At 46.6% G+C, this 21,180-nt stretch carries 19 protein-coding genes; 14 read left to right on the forward strand and 5 right to left on the reverse strand.

Annotated elements, in window-relative coordinates; translation table 11 throughout:
- Nucleotides 1-485 precede the first annotated feature (485 nt).
- On the forward strand, nucleotides 486-812 hold the full coding sequence (locus QNO02_RS02740) for an MTH1187 family thiamine-binding protein (RefSeq protein WP_133386885.1): 327 nt from the start codon (nucleotides 486-488) through the stop codon (nucleotides 810-812).
- 95 nt (nucleotides 813-907) lie between these two features.
- Here the strand turns inward: QNO02_RS02740 and QNO02_RS02745 are convergent, their stop codons facing one another.
- Complete coding sequence (locus QNO02_RS02745) at nucleotides 908-2,032, reverse strand: PsbP-related protein (protein ID WP_249913027.1); 1,125 nt, start codon at nucleotides 2,030-2,032, stop codon at nucleotides 908-910.
- Nucleotides 2,033-2,475: 443 nt separating this feature from the next.
- On the opposite strand from QNO02_RS02745, the gene QNO02_RS02750 reads away from it, so the two are divergent.
- The 6 genes from QNO02_RS02750 to QNO02_RS02775 all read left to right on the forward strand — a co-directional run bounded on the left by QNO02_RS02750 (nucleotide 2,476) and on the right by QNO02_RS02775 (nucleotide 7,812).
- Nucleotides 2,476-2,580 (forward strand): hypothetical protein, encoded by a 105-nt coding sequence (locus QNO02_RS02750; RefSeq protein ID WP_017690880.1) that lies wholly within the window; start codon nucleotides 2,476-2,478, stop codon nucleotides 2,578-2,580.
- Nucleotides 2,581-2,623: 43 nt separating this feature from the next.
- The gene (locus QNO02_RS02755) at nucleotides 2,624-2,731 is read left to right on the forward strand and encodes a hypothetical protein (RefSeq protein ID WP_017690879.1); all 108 of its coding nucleotides are present in this window, start codon (nucleotides 2,624-2,626) and stop codon (nucleotides 2,729-2,731) included.
- Between the two features lie 263 nt (nucleotides 2,732-2,994).
- On the forward strand, nucleotides 2,995-3,306 hold the full coding sequence (locus QNO02_RS02760) for a hypothetical protein (RefSeq protein WP_017690878.1): 312 nt from the start codon (nucleotides 2,995-2,997) through the stop codon (nucleotides 3,304-3,306).
- Nucleotides 3,307-4,532: 1,226 nt separating this feature from the next.
- Nucleotides 4,533-5,129 carry an RNA polymerase sigma factor gene (locus QNO02_RS02765; protein WP_289391027.1) on the forward strand — a complete coding sequence of 199 codons (597 nt, stop codon included), beginning with the start codon at nucleotides 4,533-4,535 and terminating at the stop codon, nucleotides 5,127-5,129.
- A complete protein-coding gene (locus QNO02_RS02770; protein ID WP_289391028.1) occupies nucleotides 5,126-6,109 on the forward strand; it encodes an anti-sigma factor in 984 nt (327 codons plus the stop codon). Before QNO02_RS02765 ends, QNO02_RS02770 begins: the two co-directional genes overlap by 4 nt.
- Nucleotides 6,110-6,300: 191 nt before the next feature.
- Nucleotides 6,301-7,812 carry an HD domain-containing phosphohydrolase gene (locus QNO02_RS02775; protein ID WP_289391029.1) on the forward strand — a complete coding sequence of 504 codons (1,512 nt, stop codon included), beginning with the start codon at nucleotides 6,301-6,303 and terminating at the stop codon, nucleotides 7,810-7,812.
- A 4-nt stretch (nucleotides 7,813-7,816) separates the two neighbouring features.
- Here the strand turns inward: QNO02_RS02775 and QNO02_RS02780 are convergent, their stop codons facing one another.
- Nucleotides 7,817-8,470: a phosphatase PAP2 family protein gene (locus QNO02_RS02780; RefSeq protein WP_083657323.1), complete on the reverse strand. Its 654-nt coding sequence runs from the start codon at nucleotides 8,468-8,470 to the stop codon at nucleotides 7,817-7,819.
- 476 nt (nucleotides 8,471-8,946) lie between these two features.
- On the opposite strand from QNO02_RS02780, the gene QNO02_RS02785 reads away from it, so the two are divergent.
- From QNO02_RS02785 to QNO02_RS02800, 4 genes are all read left to right on the forward strand, one after another.
- Complete coding sequence (locus QNO02_RS02785) at nucleotides 8,947-10,362, forward strand: sensor histidine kinase (RefSeq protein ID WP_289391030.1); 1,416 nt, start codon at nucleotides 8,947-8,949, stop codon at nucleotides 10,360-10,362.
- Between the two features lie 208 nt (nucleotides 10,363-10,570).
- Nucleotides 10,571-11,728 (forward strand): MFS transporter, encoded by a 1,158-nt coding sequence (locus tag QNO02_RS02790; protein ID WP_197997917.1) that lies wholly within the window; start codon nucleotides 10,571-10,573, stop codon nucleotides 11,726-11,728.
- Between the two features lie 153 nt (nucleotides 11,729-11,881).
- Complete coding sequence (locus QNO02_RS02795; protein WP_502921871.1) at nucleotides 11,882-12,538, forward strand: oxidoreductase; 657 nt, start codon at nucleotides 11,882-11,884, stop codon at nucleotides 12,536-12,538.
- 149 nt (nucleotides 12,539-12,687) lie between these two features.
- Nucleotides 12,688-13,062: a RidA family protein gene (locus tag QNO02_RS02800; protein ID WP_289391032.1), complete on the forward strand. Its 375-nt coding sequence runs from the start codon at nucleotides 12,688-12,690 to the stop codon at nucleotides 13,060-13,062.
- Between the two features lie 112 nt (nucleotides 13,063-13,174).
- On the opposite strand, the gene QNO02_RS02805 is transcribed toward QNO02_RS02800, so the two are convergent.
- Nucleotides 13,175-13,933, reverse strand: coding sequence for a TspO-related membrane protein (locus QNO02_RS02805; protein ID WP_289391033.1), 759 nt, complete (start codon nucleotides 13,931-13,933; stop codon nucleotides 13,175-13,177).
- A 225-nt stretch (nucleotides 13,934-14,158) separates the two neighbouring features.
- Between QNO02_RS02805 and QNO02_RS02810 the strand changes: the two genes are divergently transcribed.
- Entirely contained in the window at nucleotides 14,159-15,124 is a 966-nt protein-coding gene (locus QNO02_RS02810) for an arsenic resistance protein (RefSeq protein WP_289391034.1), read from the forward strand.
- A gap of 357 nt (nucleotides 15,125-15,481) precedes the next feature.
- Here QNO02_RS02810 and QNO02_RS02815 read toward each other — a convergent pair whose 3' ends face one another.
- The gene (locus QNO02_RS02815) at nucleotides 15,482-17,110 is read right to left on the reverse strand and encodes a response regulator (protein ID WP_289391035.1); all 1,629 of its coding nucleotides are present in this window, start codon (nucleotides 17,108-17,110) and stop codon (nucleotides 15,482-15,484) included.
- 5 nt (nucleotides 17,111-17,115) lie between these two features.
- Nucleotides 17,116-18,945, reverse strand: a complete 1,830-nt coding sequence (locus QNO02_RS02820) for a cache domain-containing sensor histidine kinase (protein ID WP_289391036.1) — start codon at nucleotides 18,943-18,945, stop codon at nucleotides 17,116-17,118.
- A 143-nt stretch (nucleotides 18,946-19,088) separates the two neighbouring features.
- On the opposite strand from QNO02_RS02820, the gene QNO02_RS02825 reads away from it, so the two are divergent.
- Nucleotides 19,089-19,970 (forward strand): carbohydrate ABC transporter permease, encoded by an 882-nt coding sequence (locus tag QNO02_RS02825; protein ID WP_036607341.1) that lies wholly within the window; start codon nucleotides 19,089-19,091, stop codon nucleotides 19,968-19,970.
- The gene (locus QNO02_RS02830; RefSeq protein WP_047840283.1) at nucleotides 19,970-20,806 is read left to right on the forward strand and encodes a carbohydrate ABC transporter permease; all 837 of its coding nucleotides are present in this window, start codon (nucleotides 19,970-19,972) and stop codon (nucleotides 20,804-20,806) included. Before QNO02_RS02825 ends, QNO02_RS02830 begins: the two co-directional genes overlap by 1 nt.
- Nucleotides 20,807-21,180 lie beyond the last annotated feature (374 nt).

The raw sequence follows: 21,180 nt of genomic DNA on the forward strand, positions 1-21,180 counted from the left end.
TGTAAGCTTTTGTCTATATGCAGATGTGCCTGTAGTTTGAGGATACCGGATGCAGTCCAAACAGCCCCGTTAACCTCCGTGTCAACTCTGTTTCGAGAAAGCGATTTACACCTACAGGGACGTGCCTTTGGAGGTGATTTCATCCTGTTTTTCGCGAGATTGCAGAAGGTGACTATTAGAAGCGGAGAAATCTAGTGTTACTACATTTTGTAGCTGTCAACATACTGTAACCCAACATATTGTGTTTGTAAAGTGGGCAGAACCAGTAAAACGTAATTCCGAGTATACCATTTAAGCCAGGAATCCGCAAAGGAAAAGGACTGGAAGATTTGAAGATTTATCAAAAAAAATTTTTGAACAATTTGAATGACGTCTTCACGTCAGTTTGAATTGTAACGCATTCAACTGGTAGAATAAAAGTAGTCAAAAATCGACTAAAATCAGCGGCAGCGGTTGTTCACGGGGCCCAGAGGAGGCGGAGCAAAATGGCAATAGCAGAAGTGACTGTAATTCCAATCGGAACGGGTACAACCAGTCTAAGCAGTTATGTGGCGGACATGCAAAAGGTATTGGAACATCAACGGGGCATTACATATCAGCTAACTTCCATGAGCACCATTATTGAGGGACCCCTCAACGAGATCTTTACAGCAATTGCGGCTCTGCATGAAGCACCGTTTTTGTCAGGAGCTCAGCGTGTTTCCACATCCGTCAAAATTGACGACCGTCGTGATAAACCGGATGCCTCAAGTATACAGAAGTTACAATCGGTTCAGGATAAACTGTCGTCACAGCAGGCAAGACCCAATTAGTTCCTAATGTAAATACTTTATATCCCTAAAGCGAATGTCAAAAAGACCAGTCTTTTAAAGAGCTGGCCTTTTTGTATACTCATTTAACATTTTAATTAATCTGCAACTACCAATGAGGCTCCAATTAACGTGGCGTTGGTGTAACCACCGCCAACATTTTCAAAAGAGAAGTTGGTAATTGGAGCACCGATAACAGTGGCATAATCACCATCAAGCAAATCTCCGGTCGTTGCAGGATATAACGCTATAATATCGTTTCCGTTCTCATCCATGACATGAACGATAGAGAAAGTTGCTCCGAGAGAGCTATCTTCTTCAACGGAAATGACTTCCCCGTTAACTTGTACGAAAGTATTGTAATAGTTGGCTACATTTTTATTCAGATGACGGGTCGTTACATTGGAGTCAACGAGCCCCTGTACCTTTTTGCTTAGTTCTGCCGTAATGGCCGGGAATACATCGTTATGTTTACCAAAGAAATCATAAGATGCCTGCTCCATAAAGGCTGTGTCTTCTGTAATGTAGGGAGTTAACTCATTAAAGAAATCCGCAACTGATGTTGTGGCAGATGTATTTCCAGTCGTTGCAGTTGTTGCTGTTTGCTCCAGAGGAACAGTAATGCTTAGGGAATCCAAGATATCTTTGATCTCATCCTGATTATAAGTATCCTTGGCGTAGGTTAACGTCATGGTATAGAGTTCTGTATTGGTCGGAATCAGATATTGGACAAGGACAACATCTGTACCCGAGGTGTGTTTATAGGCTCCTTCCAAGACACCAGCGCTATATTCTTTATAAGGCTTGTTTGTGTAGCTAGTTTTTTTATAATCGGAAATGCCGATGCTTGAACCGTTTTGTGTGTAATAATCCACTATATTATTGGCGTATTCTTCAGGATTGATTGAACCGGTTGAGCTGGCCTCAATCGTCAGATTCATATTATCTGCAAATGTGGCTGATGAAGATTGGTCTGAAAAAGCAGCTTTAATGGATGGAACATTCATTTGACTTGTATCTACGCTTTTCCAGGATTCAGGATATGCAAAAGAAAATCCTTCTCCACTATATGTAGTGTATTTCGTAGCTTTTGCTTCTGTTGAGACAGTTTCAGTTGCCTTGGATGCTTCGGTCGTTTGGCTATTGGTTGTTGTGTTTGTTTCTGAATTACCACAAGCACTAAGCAATGTGGCTAATGCCAAAATCGTAATAAGTTTCTTCATTATGTCTAATTTCTCCTAATGTGCTTCCCATCGGTTGGGATTTTTTCTAAGGTCTTCATTTCGTTTTGGATAATCTAGTTTAAGTGGTGAGCATAGAAACTCCTTTCTACTTTATTAGTAAAATAATAACATAAATAAAGATTTCAGTATTCATAATTACTAAAAAGGTAATTTATCTGTATTTAACAAGTTAGAAGCTAATAATATACCGTATTGGTATCCATTTTGAACGATAGTACATACATTTGATGGATATAACCGTGAGATTTAAGTATGACTTAAATGTATTTGAATATAACTTTCAGACTTAAGAACTGACCCTTTATGTAGGTGCAATTAACGAATCGTCGGTGGAAAAAACAGCCCATTTTCGACCTGAGCCCGGTCCCATGTGTGATTGGTGCATATAGTGAACTGTACCTCAAATCAAAGGAGGGGTTTACATGAGTGGAGTAGTAGGTGGATACGGCGGCGCATGGACATCGACTGGCGCGATCTTGGTTCTCTTTATCTTGTTGGTCATCATCTCTAAAGCATTCTTGATCTAATAAACCGCTTGGACCCTAATATATTTGTAAAGGAGGGTTCTGCATGAGCAACGTAGTTGAAGGCGTAGGATACGGCGGCTGGACATCGACTGGAGCAATCCTGGTTCTGTTCATTCTTCTCGTAATCATCACAAAATCATTCTGGGTATAATATGACGAGCTCTGCCGGGCAACCGGTGGGGTTTTTTTTCTGGAGGACAAGCATGGGGGAGAGCCAGGAAGATAAGATAGCGTGTGGTTGAACGGTAGAATTGGTGGAATTCAAGTAATGGAATGACGGCGTATGCTTGGAAAATGGGGAAGGTACCTAATGGCTAAACGCCCATTTTGTCAAAATGAGGGCGATAGCCCGGTCCAGAGGTAGGCTGATTACATAGCTTAGGGGTGTAGGCAAATGTTAAGGAGGAATGAACAATGAGCGAAGTAAAACCGAATTCACCGAACGGACAGGGACACGTATACGGACATATGGGAGGTTATGAGCATATGCAAGGATACCAATACACAGGTCATGAAATGCATGGGTATGGATATGGTTGTGGAACAATGCCAATGGGATATGGCTATGGATACGGACACCATGCCAATCAGGCTCCAATGATGCACGGTTATCAACAGGGTTGTGGAGTATCCTATGGTCATGGCGGTGGAAGCTGGGGTTCGATGGGTACGATCCTCGTACTGTTCATCTTGCTGGTCATTATCTCCAAAACGATGTTTATCTAAGAATTTGTGAGTGCAAGGAGACTTTGCTGATCGTGGATCGTTGCGATAGGTGCTCTAAATAAACTCCGAGTTTGAGTTCCATGTTGGGGCATAACGTACCTATGATTCAGAGCGGGACAGCGTAGGATTTCATCCTGCGGTGTCCCTTTTTTATTAAAATTAAGTGAAGGAGCGTTGGGAGTACTTTCTTTAACGAACTCCACAGCCTCTATTCCATGCATTTTTGCCATTTCACAAGTTTAACGAATCGCAGACGTCTTATTTCCTCAATCTGGGCATGTTTGGAGCCTATATCCATGAAGTGACATGGATTAACGTGTCTGAGATTCGTTAGATTTTACATAGCACAGAAATCCACAATATAAGGTGTGCATGATTCGTTAGCGTCTGGTGAGCGTAAACATTTGCTTTATAAGCAGGGGTTATTTGCACAATTGGAGAAGTAAGGAAGTAAGGAAGTAAGGAAGTAAGGAAGTAAGGAAGTAAGGAAGTAAGGAAGTAAGGAAGTAAGGAAGTAAGGAAGTAAGGAAGTAAGGAAGTAAGGAAGTAAGGAAGTAAGGAAGTAAGGAAGTATCGAGGAGTGCAGTCAGTGGGAGAACGGAAAAGTTTTAAAAGCAGAGCCGAATATATCTGGTTAGTCTGATAAGTGAAAGGAAGACTTTTCTCAATGGTGGGGGGCGATTGTCTGTAGATGTTGCTAAATTGAATATGTAGACATGGATAAACACCCGGAACCCAATTCCGGGTGCTTTGTGTATGTTTTCAATCTTCTCAAGAATAAGTGATATCCAAAACAACAAAAGCCCTACCTCTCTTTTGTCCTTGCGGCTCCGATGACCGCGCCAGTGTGAATGGGAACATCTTGTGAAACTCTGTACTACCGGGTTATTGTGATTCAGGTTCTTCAATCTTCATAGGTTAGTTGTGCTTAAAATTCGCTGCGGTCGCAGCATGAAGAAAATATTCCGGGGTTTAAAGAAGACAGAAATCATATGAGGTTGTTTAATACAACTTTTATAGTATACCACAGGTTGTAATTTTCTGCAATAAAAAGGAAAGCACGACCAGAGCAACTATGTTTTCGGACTGTTTTTATGTTAGAAAGTGAAAGATTGTTTTGAAAAGATACAGAAAATTTTTCAAACTATTTCTTCATAGGGGTAATCCTCTTCAAAAGATTCTGCGTAGGTTATAATAAGAGGGAAGAAACAGAAAGGGGCCCTCGCATGACTGAATCGATGGAGGACAGCAGGTTAATGCGGCAGATCGCGGAACGTGATGCCTCCGCACTGGAGCTTTTATATGACCGTTATGAGCGAGCGGTGTATTCTTTTGCCTATCGGATCGTTGGTGATTCCATGACGGCAGAAGAGACCGTTCAGGAACTTTTTATGCGGGTCTGGAATAATGCTGAACGTTACGATGCCTCACAGGGGAAGCTGACCACATGGATGTTTGCGATTACGCGTAACATTGCAGTGGACATGCTGAGGCGGAGATCAAAAGGGGCAGCGGCTACTTCAGTTGAACACGAGACACTGGCGGCCTATGCCGATGAAGATACAAACACGGAAGAAGAAGTGCAGCGTAAATGGGAAGGTACCCGGATTAAAGAGGCGTTGTCCCAATTGAACGGTGATCAGCAACAAGTTATAGAATCGATATATTATGCGGGATTAACCCAGCAGGAAGTATCCAGCCGATTCGGGATTCCGCTGGGTACAGTAAAGAGCCGTGTCAGGCTTGCCATGCGACAGCTCCAAAAGTTGCTGGCCGATGCTGAATTGCATCCGGACGCGGGAAGGGAGGGCATACATCCATGATAGAACGACATGAGGAGTGGTCTGATCTGGCACCGATGTATGTGCTGGGCGGACTGGAAGCAGAGGAAGTGGCGGCGTTTGAAGCGCATATGGCAACTTGCGAACCTTGCCGCCAGGAGGTAAGGGAATTGCAGGAAGTGACTGGCTTCCTGCCACTTGCGGCGGAACCTGTAGCACCGCCGCAAGGCATGCGAGCACGTGTGCTGGGCAACGTGCTCGGACATGCGCAGGAGAGCGCCGAGGCGAAGCCAGCGGCTGCTCCTGCGGAGCCTGAAGCACCCGTGGTGCTTCAGGAGGATCTTGCGCCGCAGCACGAACGTGCGGCGCAGCCCGGGCCAGGCTTGCCGCCGGTAACGGCGGTGCCTACGGCCCGGGTGGAAGAGGCTGCCCAGGCACAGCCATGGCAGCCACAAGCGCGCGCGCGTGCGCGCAGCAGCAGCGCCTGGCGCATAGCCAGTGCCGGCCTTGCGGCTGCGGCACTGTTGCTGGGCGTGTACACGGCGCAGCTGCAGAGCAAGATCGACTCGCTGACGCAGCAAGCGGCGGGCTCGTCGGCTACGCAAGAGCAACTGGTGCAGGCACAGGCACAGAATGCACAGCTGCAAGAGCAGCTGGCATCAGCTCTGGAACCTGCACAGGGCATGCAGACTGGCGAGGCAGTGAAGCTGAATCCTGCAACGCAGGACATTGTAGCTCAGGGTCTCGCAACCATCGTTATTGACAGCAAAGGCACTCACCTGGTTGTGCAGGCTGAGAACCTGCCGAACCTGGAAGGAAACGAGGCTTTTCAGGTCTGGTTGATCAAAGGAGATACCCCTCAGAATGCGGGTACTTTCCTTAGTCGTGACGGAACGGGAGCGGTATATTACACATTGGATTCGGCCAACGACTATGATACGGTTGCCATCACGCTTGAACCGGATGCAATGGGAGATGAGCCGCGCGGTACAATGATTCTGGCTGCCAAGATTAAAGGATAAATATAGGATATATCACCAAAGGCTGCTCCGTCGTGGAGCAGCCTTTTTGTGTTTTCCAGTTCTGGTGCCCACCCATTGGATTTTATTAATTTTTTTAGTCGGAGCAACCGATAAACAAATAGAAGGCAATACCCTTAATCTCCCTGTGTCTCAAGGGAGAACTGGTTGCACATAGAGAGTGAGGGGTTCAGTTGGAAGCATACCGTTCATTTATCTTTCGCCTGATACGCAATTATCTGATCGGTTCACTGGCAGCTGTTTTTGTTGTCGGTACAGTAGTTATGGTATCTACTCTGCAAATACCCAATATTCAATTTGTTCGGCTCATCTTCATTGTACTGATTTCACTCTTGTTCATGCTGGTTGCTGAATTAATTACGCTGTGGGTGCAGCTTGGCCCCATAAGACAATTTTTCACTTCCGAGCATCATGAGAGAGACGAACTGAACCACATGTATGAGAAAATTCATCGTTTCCCGGGACAGACCATATATCGGATCATGGGTCCGCACATGCTTGGTTTTTCACTTCCGGCAGCCGGATTAACAATATGGATGATATCCACAGGGTGGCTTGAATTCCCTTACTTGTATATTGTCGTGGCCGCTGCGTGTGCCTTTCTGATTGCCATCATGCATGCGCTGATTGAATATTACCTAACGGTGCGGGCGATTAGACCCCTGTTACTTGAGATTCGTCATCGAGGCAAAGTCCAATACGGGATGGAACCTTCACTGGGAGGGCGCATCCTGGTATCGATCCAGCGTAAATTTCAGCTAAGTACGGCACTGATTGGCTTATTTCCTCTTTTTCTATTTTTCCTGGCTACATATATCAGACTTCAGTATATGGACAGTGAATTTGCGAAAGAGTACATACTGTGGGGAATTCTCATCGTTGTTCTGGGCGCGGGGTTTGCGCTGGTGGGAAGCTGGCTGTTGATTCGTGATGTTCGTGATCCAGTTGCTGAACTGACGCATGAGATGAACCGAATTCAAGGGGGAGATCTTGGCAGACGAGCTCCGGATCTATATGCGGATGAGTTTTCGGCACTGATCTCCGGTTTTAATATGATGATTAATCGGCTGGAGATGAGACAGGAACGCAATCGACAGCTGTTGCAAAGTTATTTTTCTACACTGGCTGCTGCTTTAGACGCCCGAGATAAGTACACGGCAGGACATTCCATGCGTGTGGCAGAGTATTCGCTGATGATTGGCAAGCTGAGCGGAATGAATGAGGAACAGGCGGATTTATTGTACAAATCAGCCCTGCTTCATGATATCGGGAAAATCGGCATACCTGATGAGGTACTGCTGAAGGATGGAAAACTAAGCGATGAGGAATTCGCGATTATTCGCACACATCCCGTGCAGGGAGAGAGTATTTTGTTGCAGATAGAGCCTATTGATGCCATGGCCGACTTTCTGCCAGGTGTACGATCTCACCATGAGAGATATGATGGCAAAGGATACCCGGATGGGATGGCTGGTGAAGATATTCCCCTTTTTGGCCGCATCATTGCGGTAGCGGATGCCTTTGATGCCATGACGTCTGATCGACCATATCGGAATGGGATGAGTCACGAGAAAGCGCTAACGATTTTGGAAGAAGGAAAAGGGACCCAATGGGACCCCTATTTTGCAGGTTTGTTTATTGATGAATGGAGACGACAACAGCATCTTCAGAAACCGTCGAAGTGAGGGATCAGTTGATCCCCTCTGTCCACTTCGATTCTTTTCTGCGTCTCCGGTGTAGAGCGAGGCCTGTTATGATGGTGAGAACACATTCGCCGAGTATGACTGCACCCAAGGCGTCATAGATCACATGTTGTTTGATCATTAGCGTGGATACGATAATGGTTGCTGCCCCGGCGGCCACCAAAATCTTGATGGGTTTGCGGATGCTTGGAACCGAGAGAACAGCGCGCATAACCAGATAAGAGTGAAGAGAATGAATACTTGGAAAACAATTATAAGGACGATCCTGGCTATAGAGCCATCCGAGAACAGATGCTCCCAGGCCTGTACCCGTCAGTTCCGGGCGCGGTACCATGGTCTGAAAGTTGAAGTAGATCAGATAACAGATCCAGACACAGATATTCATGGATAACAAGACACGGTAATACGTCAGGCGATCCTTGGCACATAGGTAAGCGAGCACACCGAATACAAACGGGTACCAGCCCAAATATGGAATGGACATGCCAGGCACGTAGGGAATGATCCGGTCGAGCGGTGAATCAAGAACTACGAACCCGCGTTCCGGACTATTAAGAATATCATAGAACAGCCCCATGACGGCCAAAGACAGCATTAAACTCAATGACAGCCAATAGGATTTGCTTTTTAACAATTGCACAACATCTTTCTCCTTTCATTCATGTTCCGACGAACATGACCCCAGCAAATAACTATATAAGTTGCACTATACTTTCATTTACACGAGAACGGAGAGGACAGAAATAACCTGAAGAAGCGGAGCTAAAAGCTTTCTGAAAGAAAGCTGCATCGGAAGCATACGCTTCGCCTTTATCCACGGATTTTCCCTTTCACAAAAGGGAATCGAAAAAATCTGGGGATAACAGCGATCAGAAGTTGTTCTGTCATCGGAGTGGCCAGTGTAATTATTCTTTAGTTCAATCTATATAGTAGTTTAAATTTAAACAACAATATATTCTACTACGACCAGCGCACAAATTGAATCCTGATTTGTGTATTTTTGTGTATTTTTTTGACGAAGAAGGAATGCGGAAGTTTCAATGGGCATGATATGATAGAGACACATACGGACGAAGTCACTTTGGCCAGTAAAGTCGGTACAACAGGAGTGAGTGAATGCAATTTTCAAAAATGTTCGTATTGAATATGGGGATGCTTATTACCATTGCATATCTTGCTAGTGTGTTCTATAAATATGTCGTAATACGTACCTCTTCCCGAGTGAAGCAGATCAGTTCCGTGCTTGTCCTTATTTTTGCAGGTTGGATCAGTACGGTTTTTGGGTTTCAACTCACCGATGAAGTGGTCTTTGACCTTCGATATGTTCCTTTAATTGTTGCCGTTCTAACGTATAGACAACCCTATAGCGTAATCATCGTGGGTATTGGAATTGGGCTGTCGAGGCTGACTTTTGGCATCACGGATGCTACATTGGCGGCAGTGCTTAACATGTCTATTTTGGGCGTGATATGTGCAGGTCTGAATATATGGATGAGACGCAGCAACTACAGGCTGATTATTAAAGGAATCCTTGTTACAGTTATCGTCAATGTGGTCAATAGTGTAAACATTGCTATCGTTGGTGTAATCCCGGCTACATACTTCTTTTCACATATTATGCCTTATACACTCCCTACAGGCATTTTGCTGAGCCTTATTTTTGCATTTATTTTACGTGATTTTCAGAATGAACAGAATCGAATTTTGCTGATCCAGAGTACAAACCGGCTTTTATCTGTGCAAAAGGAAGAGTTACAGAAAGCCCAGATTGTACTGGAGGATCGAGCGAAACAACTGATGATTGCCTCACAGTACAAATCCGAATTTCTCGCCAATATGTCCCATGAACTGCGTACACCACTGAACAGTGTCATTAACTTTGCCCAGATGATCAGCGAGAATGCCGACACGATGGATCAGGAGGATATTGTACGTTTTGCCAATATGATCGACCACTCCGGGCAGGAACTGCTCACGCTCATTAACGATATTCTGGATCTTTCCAAAGTAGAAGCTGGGCGGCTGGATATTGTACTGGAGGATATCAGTGTCGCACAACTTACAGAAGATGCCATGAGCCACTTTCAGCTCGTTGCCGAGAAAAAAGGTATTCAGTTGGTTCTGGACAAAAAACAGGGACTGCCCGAGACGCTTTGGTCTGATCCCCAGCGGGTTCAACAGATTTTGCGGAATCTGATGTCCAATGCCATCAAGTTCACTCACCGGGGGAAGGTCACGCTGACCGTAAGCACCAAGCAGATTAAGAATGCAGGTATTCAGAATCGATGGCTTATTTTCTCTGTTCAGGACACAGGCATTGGCATTGCTGAGGACAAGCATCATTCCATATTTGAAGCATTTCAGCAGGCTGACGGGTCGATTAGTCGAAAATTTGGCGGTACCGGACTAGGCCTGTCGATCAGTCGGGATTTAGCGAGATTACTGGGGGGATCGATTGAACTTGAGAGCACTGAAGGTAAAGGAAGCACCTTCCATCTCTATCTTCCGTTGGACCGTGAAAAAATGAGTTGACAACCTTCGCGCCGTGAGTAGAATTTGGGATGACAACTAGCATCGACCGGCTTTTGAGACCCGGTCTAAGGAGTGTATCCCCATACAGAAGACGGTCAACGTTAACCCTCCCCCGTTAGCAAGCAAACCACGGCGCAAGGGTTCGACACAACGCACGAATTTATCGATTGCAACATGGGAGGGTGTACCGGCAATTATTTTACAGACCTTGCTGGGAGGCCCGTTTTTAACCGGATTTCTGCTGTACCTTGGGGCCGGGTCGAGACATATCGGCTTTGTGCTCGCGATTACGACGTTTGTAAACATTGCCCAGATCGGAGCAGCTTATTGGATGCAGCGTATTCGCAGCCGTAAACGCATGCTGCTGCTGTTCGTGGGCACACATCGTATCTTGTGGAGTGCAACGGGACTGATTCCGTTTATATTCCCCAAAGAGTGGTGGGTAAGTGTATATATTGGCGTGTATACGGTTGCTTTTATATCAAATACCATCGGCGGTATGATCTGGACTTCACTGATTGGCGACATCGTACCTGCCAAGGTGAGAGGGCGTTATTTTGGAATTCGAAATACGATTCTGAATGCTCTTGGAAGCGTATGCTTATTCGCAGGCGGTATTGTTTTGGACCGTTACCCCGGAGAAATGGGCTTTCTGATCCTGTTTATTCCGGTGTGGATCTGTGCCATTGCCAATACAGTCATCTATTTTTTCTATCCGGACGTTCCCTTTGAACGTTCTACCGAAAAGGTTTTCTGGCGCATGTTCATCAAGCCGTTCCAGGATCGTTCTTTCCTGAAAGCAACGCTGTTCCTGGCTGTCTGGTTATTGATCCAGACCTTGATTGTTCCGCTCTATTCCTATGTTATGCTAGATTTATTGAACATCAATTATCAGACTGTATCCCTGATCACGGTAGTCCAGACGCTGGTTATGATGGCCGGTTTCTATGTCTGGGGCAATCTGAATGCCAGATTCAGCAACAAAACCCTTCTATTTTGGACACTGCCTGTCATTGCACTTTCCTGTCTTTCATGGGGGTTAATGTCGTTTATGCCCGTATTGATCGCACTATTTCTATCTCATATCTTCCTTGGGATCGGTGTAGGTGGATTCAATCAGCTGGCATTTAACTTTACAATCGGAGACACACCCAAAAGTGAAAGACCAATGTTTGTCGCGGTGTATTCGGCTCTGACCGGAGTAACTTCGTTTCTTGGGCCGTTGTTGGGTGGCTGGTTGTATGAAAAGATGGAAACCTGGTCCGATGCGCTCGCTTGGATCTCAGCCTATGGATTTCAGGTGGGGGTTGGTGTCGTGATGCTGATTCTGACATTTACCCTTGGACGTCGTGTACTGTTAAAATAGAAACGATATAATTTCAACTAATGAATATTTACACTGGCACTTCGATGACAGAACAACCTTGTAAATGTTTAGATTGATCATATGTATCTGATATGACTTCAAAAAAGATGGCGAAGTGGAGGGATGTAATTGAATCGTCTCGAACGGAAAGCCATGGTGATTGGAGCCACGGGGCTTGTAGGCGAATTACTGGTTCATAATCTGCTGGAGCACTCGGCATACAGCCTGGTTCGGGTTCTGGTTAGACGTCCGCTTGAGCTGCAACATCCCAAACTGGAACAGCATGTGGTGGACTGGGAACAGCTGGAGAGCCAAGACCACTTATTCGATGGAATCGATGACCTGTATTGTTGTTTGGGTACAACGATCAAAAAAGCAGGCAGTCAGGACAATTTTCGTCAGGTGGATTATCATTACCCGGTTCGTGCAGCTACTATGGCGAAGCAACAGGGTGTATCACAGATGATGGTGATCTCCTCCATGGGAGCGAGTGCAGATTCCCGGGTCTTTTACAGTCGGACCAAGGGGGAAATGGAGGATGCATTGTCCGATATCGGTTTTCAGTCATTGCATATCTTCCGCCCGTCCTTAATCCTGGGAGATCGAAACGAGAAGCGGTTTGGTGAGCAGATGGCTGCCCATGCCATGAAGTTTCTGGATCGCTGGATGAAAGGCAGAGCGGACAAATACCGGGCGGTCCACGCCGCAACCATTGCACAGGCCATGACCAATATTGCGATGGTGCAAGCCAAGGGAAACCATGTGTATCCGAATGATGTAATTCATGTCCTTGGTGTGGACGGGGGCTAAGAAACCTTTGAACGAGCTGTTTACTTCATGTGGCTAGTGAGGAGCGTTTCTCGCTTGAGGTAGATCGTGGTATAATAGGCAACAAAAATAAGTTCGAAACCCTGACTCCATGCGGCAGCAGGATAACGAACATGAAGGAGAACTCGTCCATGAAAAAACCAATCTCTACCGATCAGGCGCCAGGCGCCATTGGTCCATACAGTCAAGCCGTTGATGCAGGCGATTTCATCTACACTTCCGGGCAACTTGGCCTGAATCCTCAAACGGGAGAGTTCGGCGCAGATGTACAGGAGCAGACACGTCTGTCCCTGAGCAATGTAAAGGCTATCCTTGAAGCAGCAGGCACAAGTATGGATAAAATCGTGAAAACGACGGTGTTCCTGAAAGACATGAACGACTTCGTTCCTGTGAATGAAGTGTATAGCGCATTCTTCGAACAGCCGTATCCTGCACGCAGTGCAGTGGAAGTTGCTCGTTTGCCAAAAGATGCACTGGTGGAGATTGAGGTTATTGCCCTGAAATAGGACAACCTACATTCGCGCCGGTATACATAAAAAGCCGATTCCAGGTCAAATGACCAGAATCGGCTTTTTGCATTTTTGCATTATATTTAAGCGCTATAGAGAAGGAGAAATCTTAATCGCGATCCTGATTACGGGCGAAGAACAGCCATACCGCATAGATGGCCAGTACGATCGCAATGATGATTGCCGTATAATATACGGAAGTGACATCCTTTTGTTTAAGTGCAATGGCGATATACGCCCATGTGAATACAAGTGGGTATATGCTATCGCGATAACGGAAGCTAACGAGTACAGCCAGCACCATACCCACAATCAGCATAATGATCGTCCAGGTTGGTTCGCTGATACCAAAACCATCCCAGCCTATTTTATATAACAGCACCGCTGCATTGACAATGGTTGCCACGCTAATCCATCCAAGATAAATGCTGAATGGCAGCTTCACAAGCCAGATCTCAGCAGTGGTTGGCACAGTAATGGTACGTGTTTTTACATACAGCATGATCAGAGACAACAGAAGCAGTACAATAATCAGTAAAGCGAGACCGGTCTGCAAGTTTTGAAAAGCAAAAATCCAGGCTACGTTGAAAGCGCAGCTTGCCAGGAACCAATACCCGAGACGGGTAATCGAGTCCCTTTTCCAGGAAGCGGGCACGAACTGATAGATCACAAACCCTGCCAACAGCAAGTAAATCAAACCCCATATAGAAAAGGCATAGCCGGAAGGTGTGAGTAGCACAGGATACATATCCGATACTTCTTTATTGGTCTTGCCCCCGATCGGCAGAGCGTTGGAGAGGTAGTTCACGATAATTACAGCGATAAAACCAATGGCGTTTAACCACTTGTACGGATTGTTACGTGACATTGTGTTTCCTCCTTGGTTTAACGAATGAATGAACCACGGGTCAGTCTACAATGAATATACCCAGTTCTTGCACATTCTAATAACAGCCGCAAAAAATTCACAAGTTGATCTTGCAGATTCTTGTGCTCTGCCGCTACGTTGGAACAGTACTCTGTCCCAATGTACGCGAAACCAAACAGAAATATGTCCATGCCCACGATGTCCCACTGGAAGAGGAGGCAGAGAATGCTCACAAGAGAAACGATGGAGAAACAGCAGACTTGGTTCTATGTAGTTGCACTGTTCGTAGGAGCAGCGATAGGGCTGAGTAATCCGGCATGGGGGGATATTTTGGGCTACACCGTGTCTCCGATACTTGCCATGCTGTTATATAGCATGTTCGTACAGATTCCCTTTTTACAGTTAAAAGAGTCCTGGTCGAATCTTCGATTTATGGGGGCGCTACTGGTGGCTAATTTTATCGTTGTACCTGTAGTTGTTTGGTTGCTTACACTGCTCTTTCCGCAATCACCAGGCGTTCTGATTGGAGTCTATCTGGTACTGTTAACACCCTGTATTGATTACGTCATTGTGTTCACACAACTCGGCAGGGGCAATGAAAAACTGATGCTCGCCGCTACACCTCTTTTATTTGTCATACAAATGATCCTGTTGCCGTTTTATTTATGGCTATTGATGGGTACTGAGGTAGCGCAGTTCATGCAGGTAGGGCCGTTTGTAGAGGCTTTTCTGTTCCTGATCGTTATTCCACTGCTGCTCGCTGTTGTTACACAAGTTCTCTCCAGAGGTAAAGCGAGCGGGGAGCGGGTCATAAATGCGACGGCATGGCTCCCGGTTCCTATGATGGCACTCGCGCTGATCGTGGTTGTCGCATCTCAGATTGGCAAAGTCTACAATGATATGGCGATCATCGTGAACGTAATCCCGATCTACGTTGCTTTTCTGATCATTATGCCTTGGATATCTCGGCTCATTGCTACTTGGTTTGGATTAAATCCAGGCGCTGGGCGGGCATTGATATTCAGTTCAGCCACACGGAATTCGCTGGTTGTTCTGCCGCTAGCACTGGCACTCCCACCAGAATGGGCAACCATAGCTGCGGCAGTCATCGTTACACAGACGATGGTGGAGCTTGCAGGTGAGCTAATCTACATTCGACTTGTACCTGCGGTGATTTTGCGGGATCGGTGAGCGGACTAGGACGTATCTATGTTATGATTTAATATAATTAATAAAACCATTTTTGGTAAATAAAAGGGGCGATGAGTATCCTTACTTACCGGAAGATCATGTTCTACCTGGATATTATACTTGTACCGTTCACCGTTATCTTTTTTTCCATAGCAGCTCATACAACGGGAAATAAAGTTTATTATCTCTACTTTGGTGTAGCTGTAGCTGCAATCTTTCGGAGCGTATCCTATCTTAGAAAAGAAAGAGCCAACAAGTCGTCATGATATAGGCTATTTTCTGTAAAAGTAAAATTAAAAAGAGTACTTCCGATGGGCCAATCCGGGAGTACTCTTTTTAATTCGGATCAGGTACTCGTTACGTACCAGCCTGCAATAATGTTTTACGATATTCGACTGGCGTGATGCCCTCCATCTTTTTGAACACTTTGCTGAAATACTTTTCGTCCTGGAATCCAACCATCTCCGATATTTTGGCGACACGCAGGGAAGGGTTTTGCAATAGCAGCTTGGCGTTATTGATTCGCAGTTTGCCCAAATATTCCGACCAGTTCAGGCCAAATTGCTGTTTGAATTTACGGGAAATATACTCCCGGCTCAGGTAGAAACGCGCGGCAATCTGCTGCAAGGACAGGTCCTCCTGATAATGGGCGTCCATATAACGTGCAATCTCACTCATGGGATCAGGATTGGCGTGGTGATGAGCGGTGAGCGCCTTTCCTGCGGCAAGCAGTCGTTGTTCCAATAATGAACGAAGCAGGGGGAAGGATAACAGTCCTTCAGCGTCCAAAGGTAACTCGGCAAAGGGAATAGACTGTTCCTCCGTCACTTCTTCCTCTTTGAATGACGAACCTGCCGTATCATCAAGCCAGCGGCTCAGCATCCATTCCAGCTCATCGATCCATTGCTGGATCTGCTCAGCACTGACAACCCCAAGATCAGTAATCGGGTCAAGCCACTCGGCGACCGCAGCAGATACACTGGAAGCCCGGCAGCTCATGGCTGCCATACGCAGGGGTTCTTCATGGGCGGTTAAACGCCTGATTTTATTCCCATTTGATGATTCCACTGAGGCATGGATTCGCTGTTTAATCTGCACAGCATTACGTCGCCACAACCTTGAACTTGCTTCCAGATAGGCCGCTGAGATTCCGCCAGGGTAGGACTCACAGGTGGAGATGCCAAAATGAAGCCTGCGCTGAATCGTCTGCTCCAATCCATGATTGACCTTGTCCAGAATATGTTCCAATGAAGTGGATGAACCCCAATGTAGCAGAACAATCTCGTCCGGTTGATCCAACTGACGAAACATTACGCCTTCGTCTGGTGTGGATAACATCTCGGCACAGATATTGAGCACCGAGAACACAAGCAGATCTGGTTGACTGCGGTATTTTGCCAGACAATCTGCATCCAGATGGGACAGGCTGGTGACAGCGACACTACAGACAGGGATTAGACAGGGGAGATTTAACTCATCCTGCAATCGCTGCATGTGTGATGGGCTGCTGCCTCTGCCGACGGCAAGTTCGGTGAGCAGACGATCCTGGTAGTGGGGGCGCATTCGATTAACGACAATGGATTGCCTGGTGGATTGTATCCGAATGGCGTCTTCCTCTTCCCAAGCTGTAACGGCCTTTAATAGAGATGCATTCAGCTCATCTGCTTCCACAGGTTTCAGGAGGTAGTCCATGCCACCATGCCTGATTGCATGCCTCACGAGTTCAAAATCATCATATCCGCTGATAACCAGCACCTTGCTGTGTGGGGCATGAGTCGATATCCATTCAAGCAATGCCATACCGTCCTTGCCTGGCATACGCATGTCACTGAGTATGATTTGAGGTTGATGTGCCGTGATGGCGGCGATGGCTTCATCCCCGTCTGCCGCTTCGATTAACGTATCAATGCCAAACTCTTCCCAATGACCAAGCAACCTTATGGCATCGCGGACATGTTTTTCGTCATCTACAAGCAGTGCCTTCATGTTGTTCACTCTCCCGCGTATAGTTTAACCCTGATCTTCACACCATTGGGTTCCCGATTGTTGATCTCAAGCCTGGCTGAGTGACCGGGATGTGAGTTCAATTGAAGTCGGCGTATTACATTTCGTAGACCGATGGATTCAGACTCGTCGGATTCTTGTGTGGATAACCCGGTTGCTGTATGACTTTGATGCAGCCATCCGCGGATCTCCAGTAATTTATCTTCAGGTATGGAAGGTCCGTTATTATTCAGTTCTATTTCAATCCAATGATCGTTGATCCGGCGGCTGGATAGGGATATGTGACCTTTGCCAGGCTGAATATCTGCTCCATGTTTAAAGTAGTTCTCAATTAAAGGTTGTAACGTCATTCTTGGCATTTCGACAGATAGCGTATCTTCGGCAAAATTCAAATCCACCTCAAGGCGGTCACCGAACCGCTCCTGTTGCAGTTCCAGATATAACCGGGCATGCTCCGCCTCTTCGCGTAAGGTCACGGAGGTCTGATCCCGCATGCTGTAGCGCAGCATTTTGGACAGGGAAGAGAGTAGTGTATACGCCCGTTGTCCTTGTTGTTGAAGGGCAAGTGTACCGATCGATTGCAGTGTATTATACAGAAAATGCGGATGAATCTGCGCTTGCAACGCTTTGAGCTGATTTGTTTTATTGGCGATTTCGAGTCGATATTCCCGCAAAATAAGATTATTTACCGTATCCATCATATCTCGGAAATGACGAGCGAGCACCCCGAATTCATCTCGGCTGGATAGATGGATATCCACGTGCAGACGCCCGGCTTGGATCTGGTTCATATATCGCATGAGTTGCTTGAGTGGACCGGTGATTCGGATGGAGATGAACAAGGTTGCAACAATGACCAATACAAGTGCCGCAATGGCAATCATCGCGTTATTCCACGTAAGTGTGGTCGCTCTGGCGTATAACGTCTCATTCGGAATCTGTTTGACAATGGTCCAGTCGGCGTACGTGCTGCCAAGCTGCTGGTATACATACATGGAACGATCCTGTTCAAAATGTCCTGCGACATTCTGGGCTGTACCAGCGCCAGTTCGCGCGATATTCAGTTCAATGGCCGTTTCCTCTCGCAGTGCATCCGTATGATTGGCCTCGGAACGTCCCTGGTAAATGATCTGATTCTGACCATCCACAACATAGATCTGTTCCTTAGCCGGATCATACAGTCTGCCACAGATTGCTGCAATGGTATTCATATTCAGATCTATGGCGAGTACACCCAGACGCTCTGTGGACGGAATATCCTTGATCACCCGATGCAGGGTAATGACCGTTCTTTCAGGATCATCAGGGGAGGCAGCCTTGAATCCGTACGTGTGACTCATATGGGCCGATTCCACCCAGATATCCGGGCTGTCACCGCCTGTTTTTCCATGGAGCGAGCCGGAATAGGCCTGTTTGCGTTCCTCCCGCTTCGGAAAGGGATTTGTAATTAAGGTGGATTGATTGGCGGCAAAAGAGTGCAAATACAGCTGGAATACATCCGGCACAGCCGCGCGGATGGTCTGCAAAGTGGTGTACACCTCGGCAACCGCACGATAATCCCCAGGAATTTTTGCCAAGTTACGCAAAAAGTTCGGGTCGTTATACACAGCGAGCGACGCTCTGGCCACGTTATCCACATAGTTATTGAGATTGGTGGAAGCTTGATAGATCAGGCGTTTGTTCTCTTCCACGGCCTGTTCCCGTAGGGCCGTTTTGGTCTGGATAAACGTCATGCTGATCGATGCGAGCAGCGGAAGGGTGGTAGCAATGAGCATAAAGGCAATCAATTTGGTGCGTATACTGTAGTATTTGGACATCGGAACACCCCTTCTGGTTGCAGGTTAAGAGAGGACAATATTTTACCCCCAACTGTTCACAAGGGTCGGTGTTTCCCTCGGCGATAATGGGGTTTAATAGAAAAAGAGACCAATTTCATCCATCTATAGAAGGGGAGAACGATATGAAGCATCGCAAATCTTCACAGCTGTTACAGCAGCTTGTGTTCGTGGGTCCCTCCATCGTGTTTTTTATTCTCATCATCGTGGTCCCTTTCCTGCTTGGCATGGTGTATTCCTTCACGGATTGGAACGGGGTATCCGAGAACATTAATTGGGTAGGGTTTGACAACTTCGTGCATGTTTTTGCGAATGATCCCAAGTTCCAAACGGCGTTTTGGTTTACGGTGCGCTTCACCGTGGTTGGTGTGGTACTGACCAATGTGATTGGCTTTTTCCTGGCGTATTTCCTGACCAAACCGCTCAAGACGAGAAACATTCTGCGTACGATCTTTTTTATGCCGAACGTGATCGGTGGGTTGTTGCTCGGCTTTATCTGGCAGTTCATATTTGTGAAAGGGTTTTCAGCAGTAGGCGATGTAACAGGATGGTCCTTCTTCAACCTTCCTTGGCTGGGAGATGAACCGACCGCCTTCTGGGGAATCGTGATTGTGTTTGTATGGCAGACCGCAGGATATCTGATGGTCATCTACATCTCATCTCTGACGAATGTATCCCCTGATCTGCTGGAAGCTGCCGAGATTGATGGCGCAAGTCGCTGGCAGGTACTGCGGAGCATCATTCTTCCGCTCATTATGCCGGGTGTAACGATCTGTCTGTTCTTGGCGATCTCTTGGTCGTTCAAAATGTTCGATCTCAATCTGTCACTGACCAAAGGTGGACCATTCGGATCAACAGAGTCGGTTGCACTCAATATTTACAATGAAGCCTTTGTGAATAACAGATATGGCATCGGAACCGCCAAGGCGCTCGTGTTCTTCGTAATCGTTGCCATCATCACCATGATTCAGGTACGTCTGACGAAGAGCAAGGAGGTAGAAGCCTAATGGAGACGACGAAAAATTACCGCTTCAGTACCATTGTAACCGAGATTGTCATGGTACTCCTTGGACTTTTATTCCTGGTTCCGTTTTACTTCCTGTTTGTGAATTCGGTCAAAACATTCGGTGATCTACTTACCAATTCGGCTGCATGGCCGGAAGTATTTCAGTGGGGCAACTATGCGAACGCTTGGGAGAAAATTAACTTCCCGTCGGCGCTGATGAACTCGCTTATCGTTACGGTAGTCAGCAATCTGTTGCTTGTGCTGATCAGTTCCATGGCCGCGTATCGAATGGTCCGCAGTGATACCCGGTTCAACCGGATTTTGTTCGGCATGTTCATTGCCGCTATGGTGATTCCGTTCCAGTCTATCATGATTCCACTCGTTACTGTAACCAGTAATCTGGGATTGATCGACAGCCTTGGCGGCCTCATTATCTGTTATCTCGGTTTCGGGGCACCGATGTCTGTCTTCCTGTTCCACGGGTTTGTAAAATCCGTCCCGCTGGAGATTGAGGAAGCGGCTCGGGTGGATGGAAGCTCTGCCTACGGGGTGTTCTTCCGGATCGTATTTCCACTCATGAAACCGATGTATGTAACCGTCATCATTTTGAACACACTCTGGATCTGGAATGATTATCTGCTCCCATCCCTGATCCTGCAAAGCTCCAACCTGCGTACAATCCCGATTGCGACCTTTGCACTCTTCGGTCAATATACGAAGCAATGGGATCTGGCCTTGCCGGCACTTGTGCTCGGTATCATGCCGATCATTATCTTCTTCCTGCTGATGCAGAAGTATATCATTCAGGGGATTACCGCTGGATCAGTTAAAGGGTAAGTGCGAGTGCAAGTCGCTGGCGGGATCAAGTTGCGCTTTCGGTCGCTGTTGCTCCTCGGTGGCCTGAATGTATTAGGGCAAGGAAGCCACCGAGTATCAAAGGCGAACGCTCCGCTCCTACATCGCATCCTGATCCCTTTGCTCCCACCTCGCATGGAGGTGTGCAAAGGGAGTCATGCCTGCATAGCTTGGGCATGACTCCTAGGGAAGAGAAAAGACCGATAAAAAGAAATGACCAAGAAAGAAGCTTGTATAGCCAGGAACTTCTTCTGCAGAGTGATGGTATGCTCCCTGTTCAAAGCGCTAACGAATCCATCGCGTCTTAATAGGTGGATAATCAAGGAATACAAATTTTAACGAACCTCAGTAACGTT

This window comes from Paenibacillus sp. PK1-4R, assembly GCF_030369595.1.
Classification (GTDB): Bacteria; Bacillota; Bacilli; order Paenibacillales; family Paenibacillaceae; genus Paenibacillus.

Bases quoted from the DNA above. Each gene is read 5' to 3' on its own strand.
- QNO02_RS02740 (WP_133386885.1), top strand. From the start codon at position 486: ATGGCAATAGCAGAAGTGACTGTAATTCCAATCGGAACGGGTACAACC.
- QNO02_RS02745 (WP_249913027.1), bottom strand. From the start codon at position 2,032: ATGAAGAAACTTATTACGATTTTGGCATTAGCCACATTGCTTAGTGCT.
- QNO02_RS02750 (WP_017690880.1), top strand. From the start codon at position 2,476: ATGAGTGGAGTAGTAGGTGGATACGGCGGCGCATGGACATCGACTGGC.
- QNO02_RS02755 (WP_017690879.1), top strand. From the start codon at position 2,624: ATGAGCAACGTAGTTGAAGGCGTAGGATACGGCGGCTGGACATCGACT.
- QNO02_RS02760 (WP_017690878.1), top strand. From the start codon at position 2,995: ATGAGCGAAGTAAAACCGAATTCACCGAACGGACAGGGACACGTATAC.
- QNO02_RS02765 (WP_289391027.1), top strand. From the start codon at position 4,533: ATGACTGAATCGATGGAGGACAGCAGGTTAATGCGGCAGATCGCGGAA.
- QNO02_RS02770 (WP_289391028.1), top strand. From the start codon at position 5,126: ATGATAGAACGACATGAGGAGTGGTCTGATCTGGCACCGATGTATGTG.
- QNO02_RS02785 (WP_289391030.1), top strand. From the start codon at position 8,947: ATGCAATTTTCAAAAATGTTCGTATTGAATATGGGGATGCTTATTACC.
- QNO02_RS02795 (WP_502921871.1), top strand. From the start codon at position 11,882: ATGGTGATTGGAGCCACGGGGCTTGTAGGCGAATTACTGGTTCATAAT.
- QNO02_RS02800 (WP_289391032.1), top strand. From the start codon at position 12,688: ATGAAAAAACCAATCTCTACCGATCAGGCGCCAGGCGCCATTGGTCCA.
- QNO02_RS02805 (WP_289391033.1), bottom strand. From the start codon at position 13,933: ATGTCACGTAACAATCCGTACAAGTGGTTAAACGCCATTGGTTTTATC.
- QNO02_RS02810 (WP_289391034.1), top strand. From the start codon at position 14,159: ATGCTCACAAGAGAAACGATGGAGAAACAGCAGACTTGGTTCTATGTA.
- QNO02_RS02815 (WP_289391035.1), bottom strand. From the start codon at position 17,110: ATGAAGGCACTGCTTGTAGATGACGAAAAACATGTCCGCGATGCCATA.
- QNO02_RS02820 (WP_289391036.1), bottom strand. From the start codon at position 18,945: ATGTCCAAATACTACAGTATACGCACCAAATTGATTGCCTTTATGCTC.
- QNO02_RS02825 (WP_036607341.1), top strand. From the start codon at position 19,089: ATGAAGCATCGCAAATCTTCACAGCTGTTACAGCAGCTTGTGTTCGTG.
- QNO02_RS02830 (WP_047840283.1), top strand. From the start codon at position 19,970: ATGGAGACGACGAAAAATTACCGCTTCAGTACCATTGTAACCGAGATT.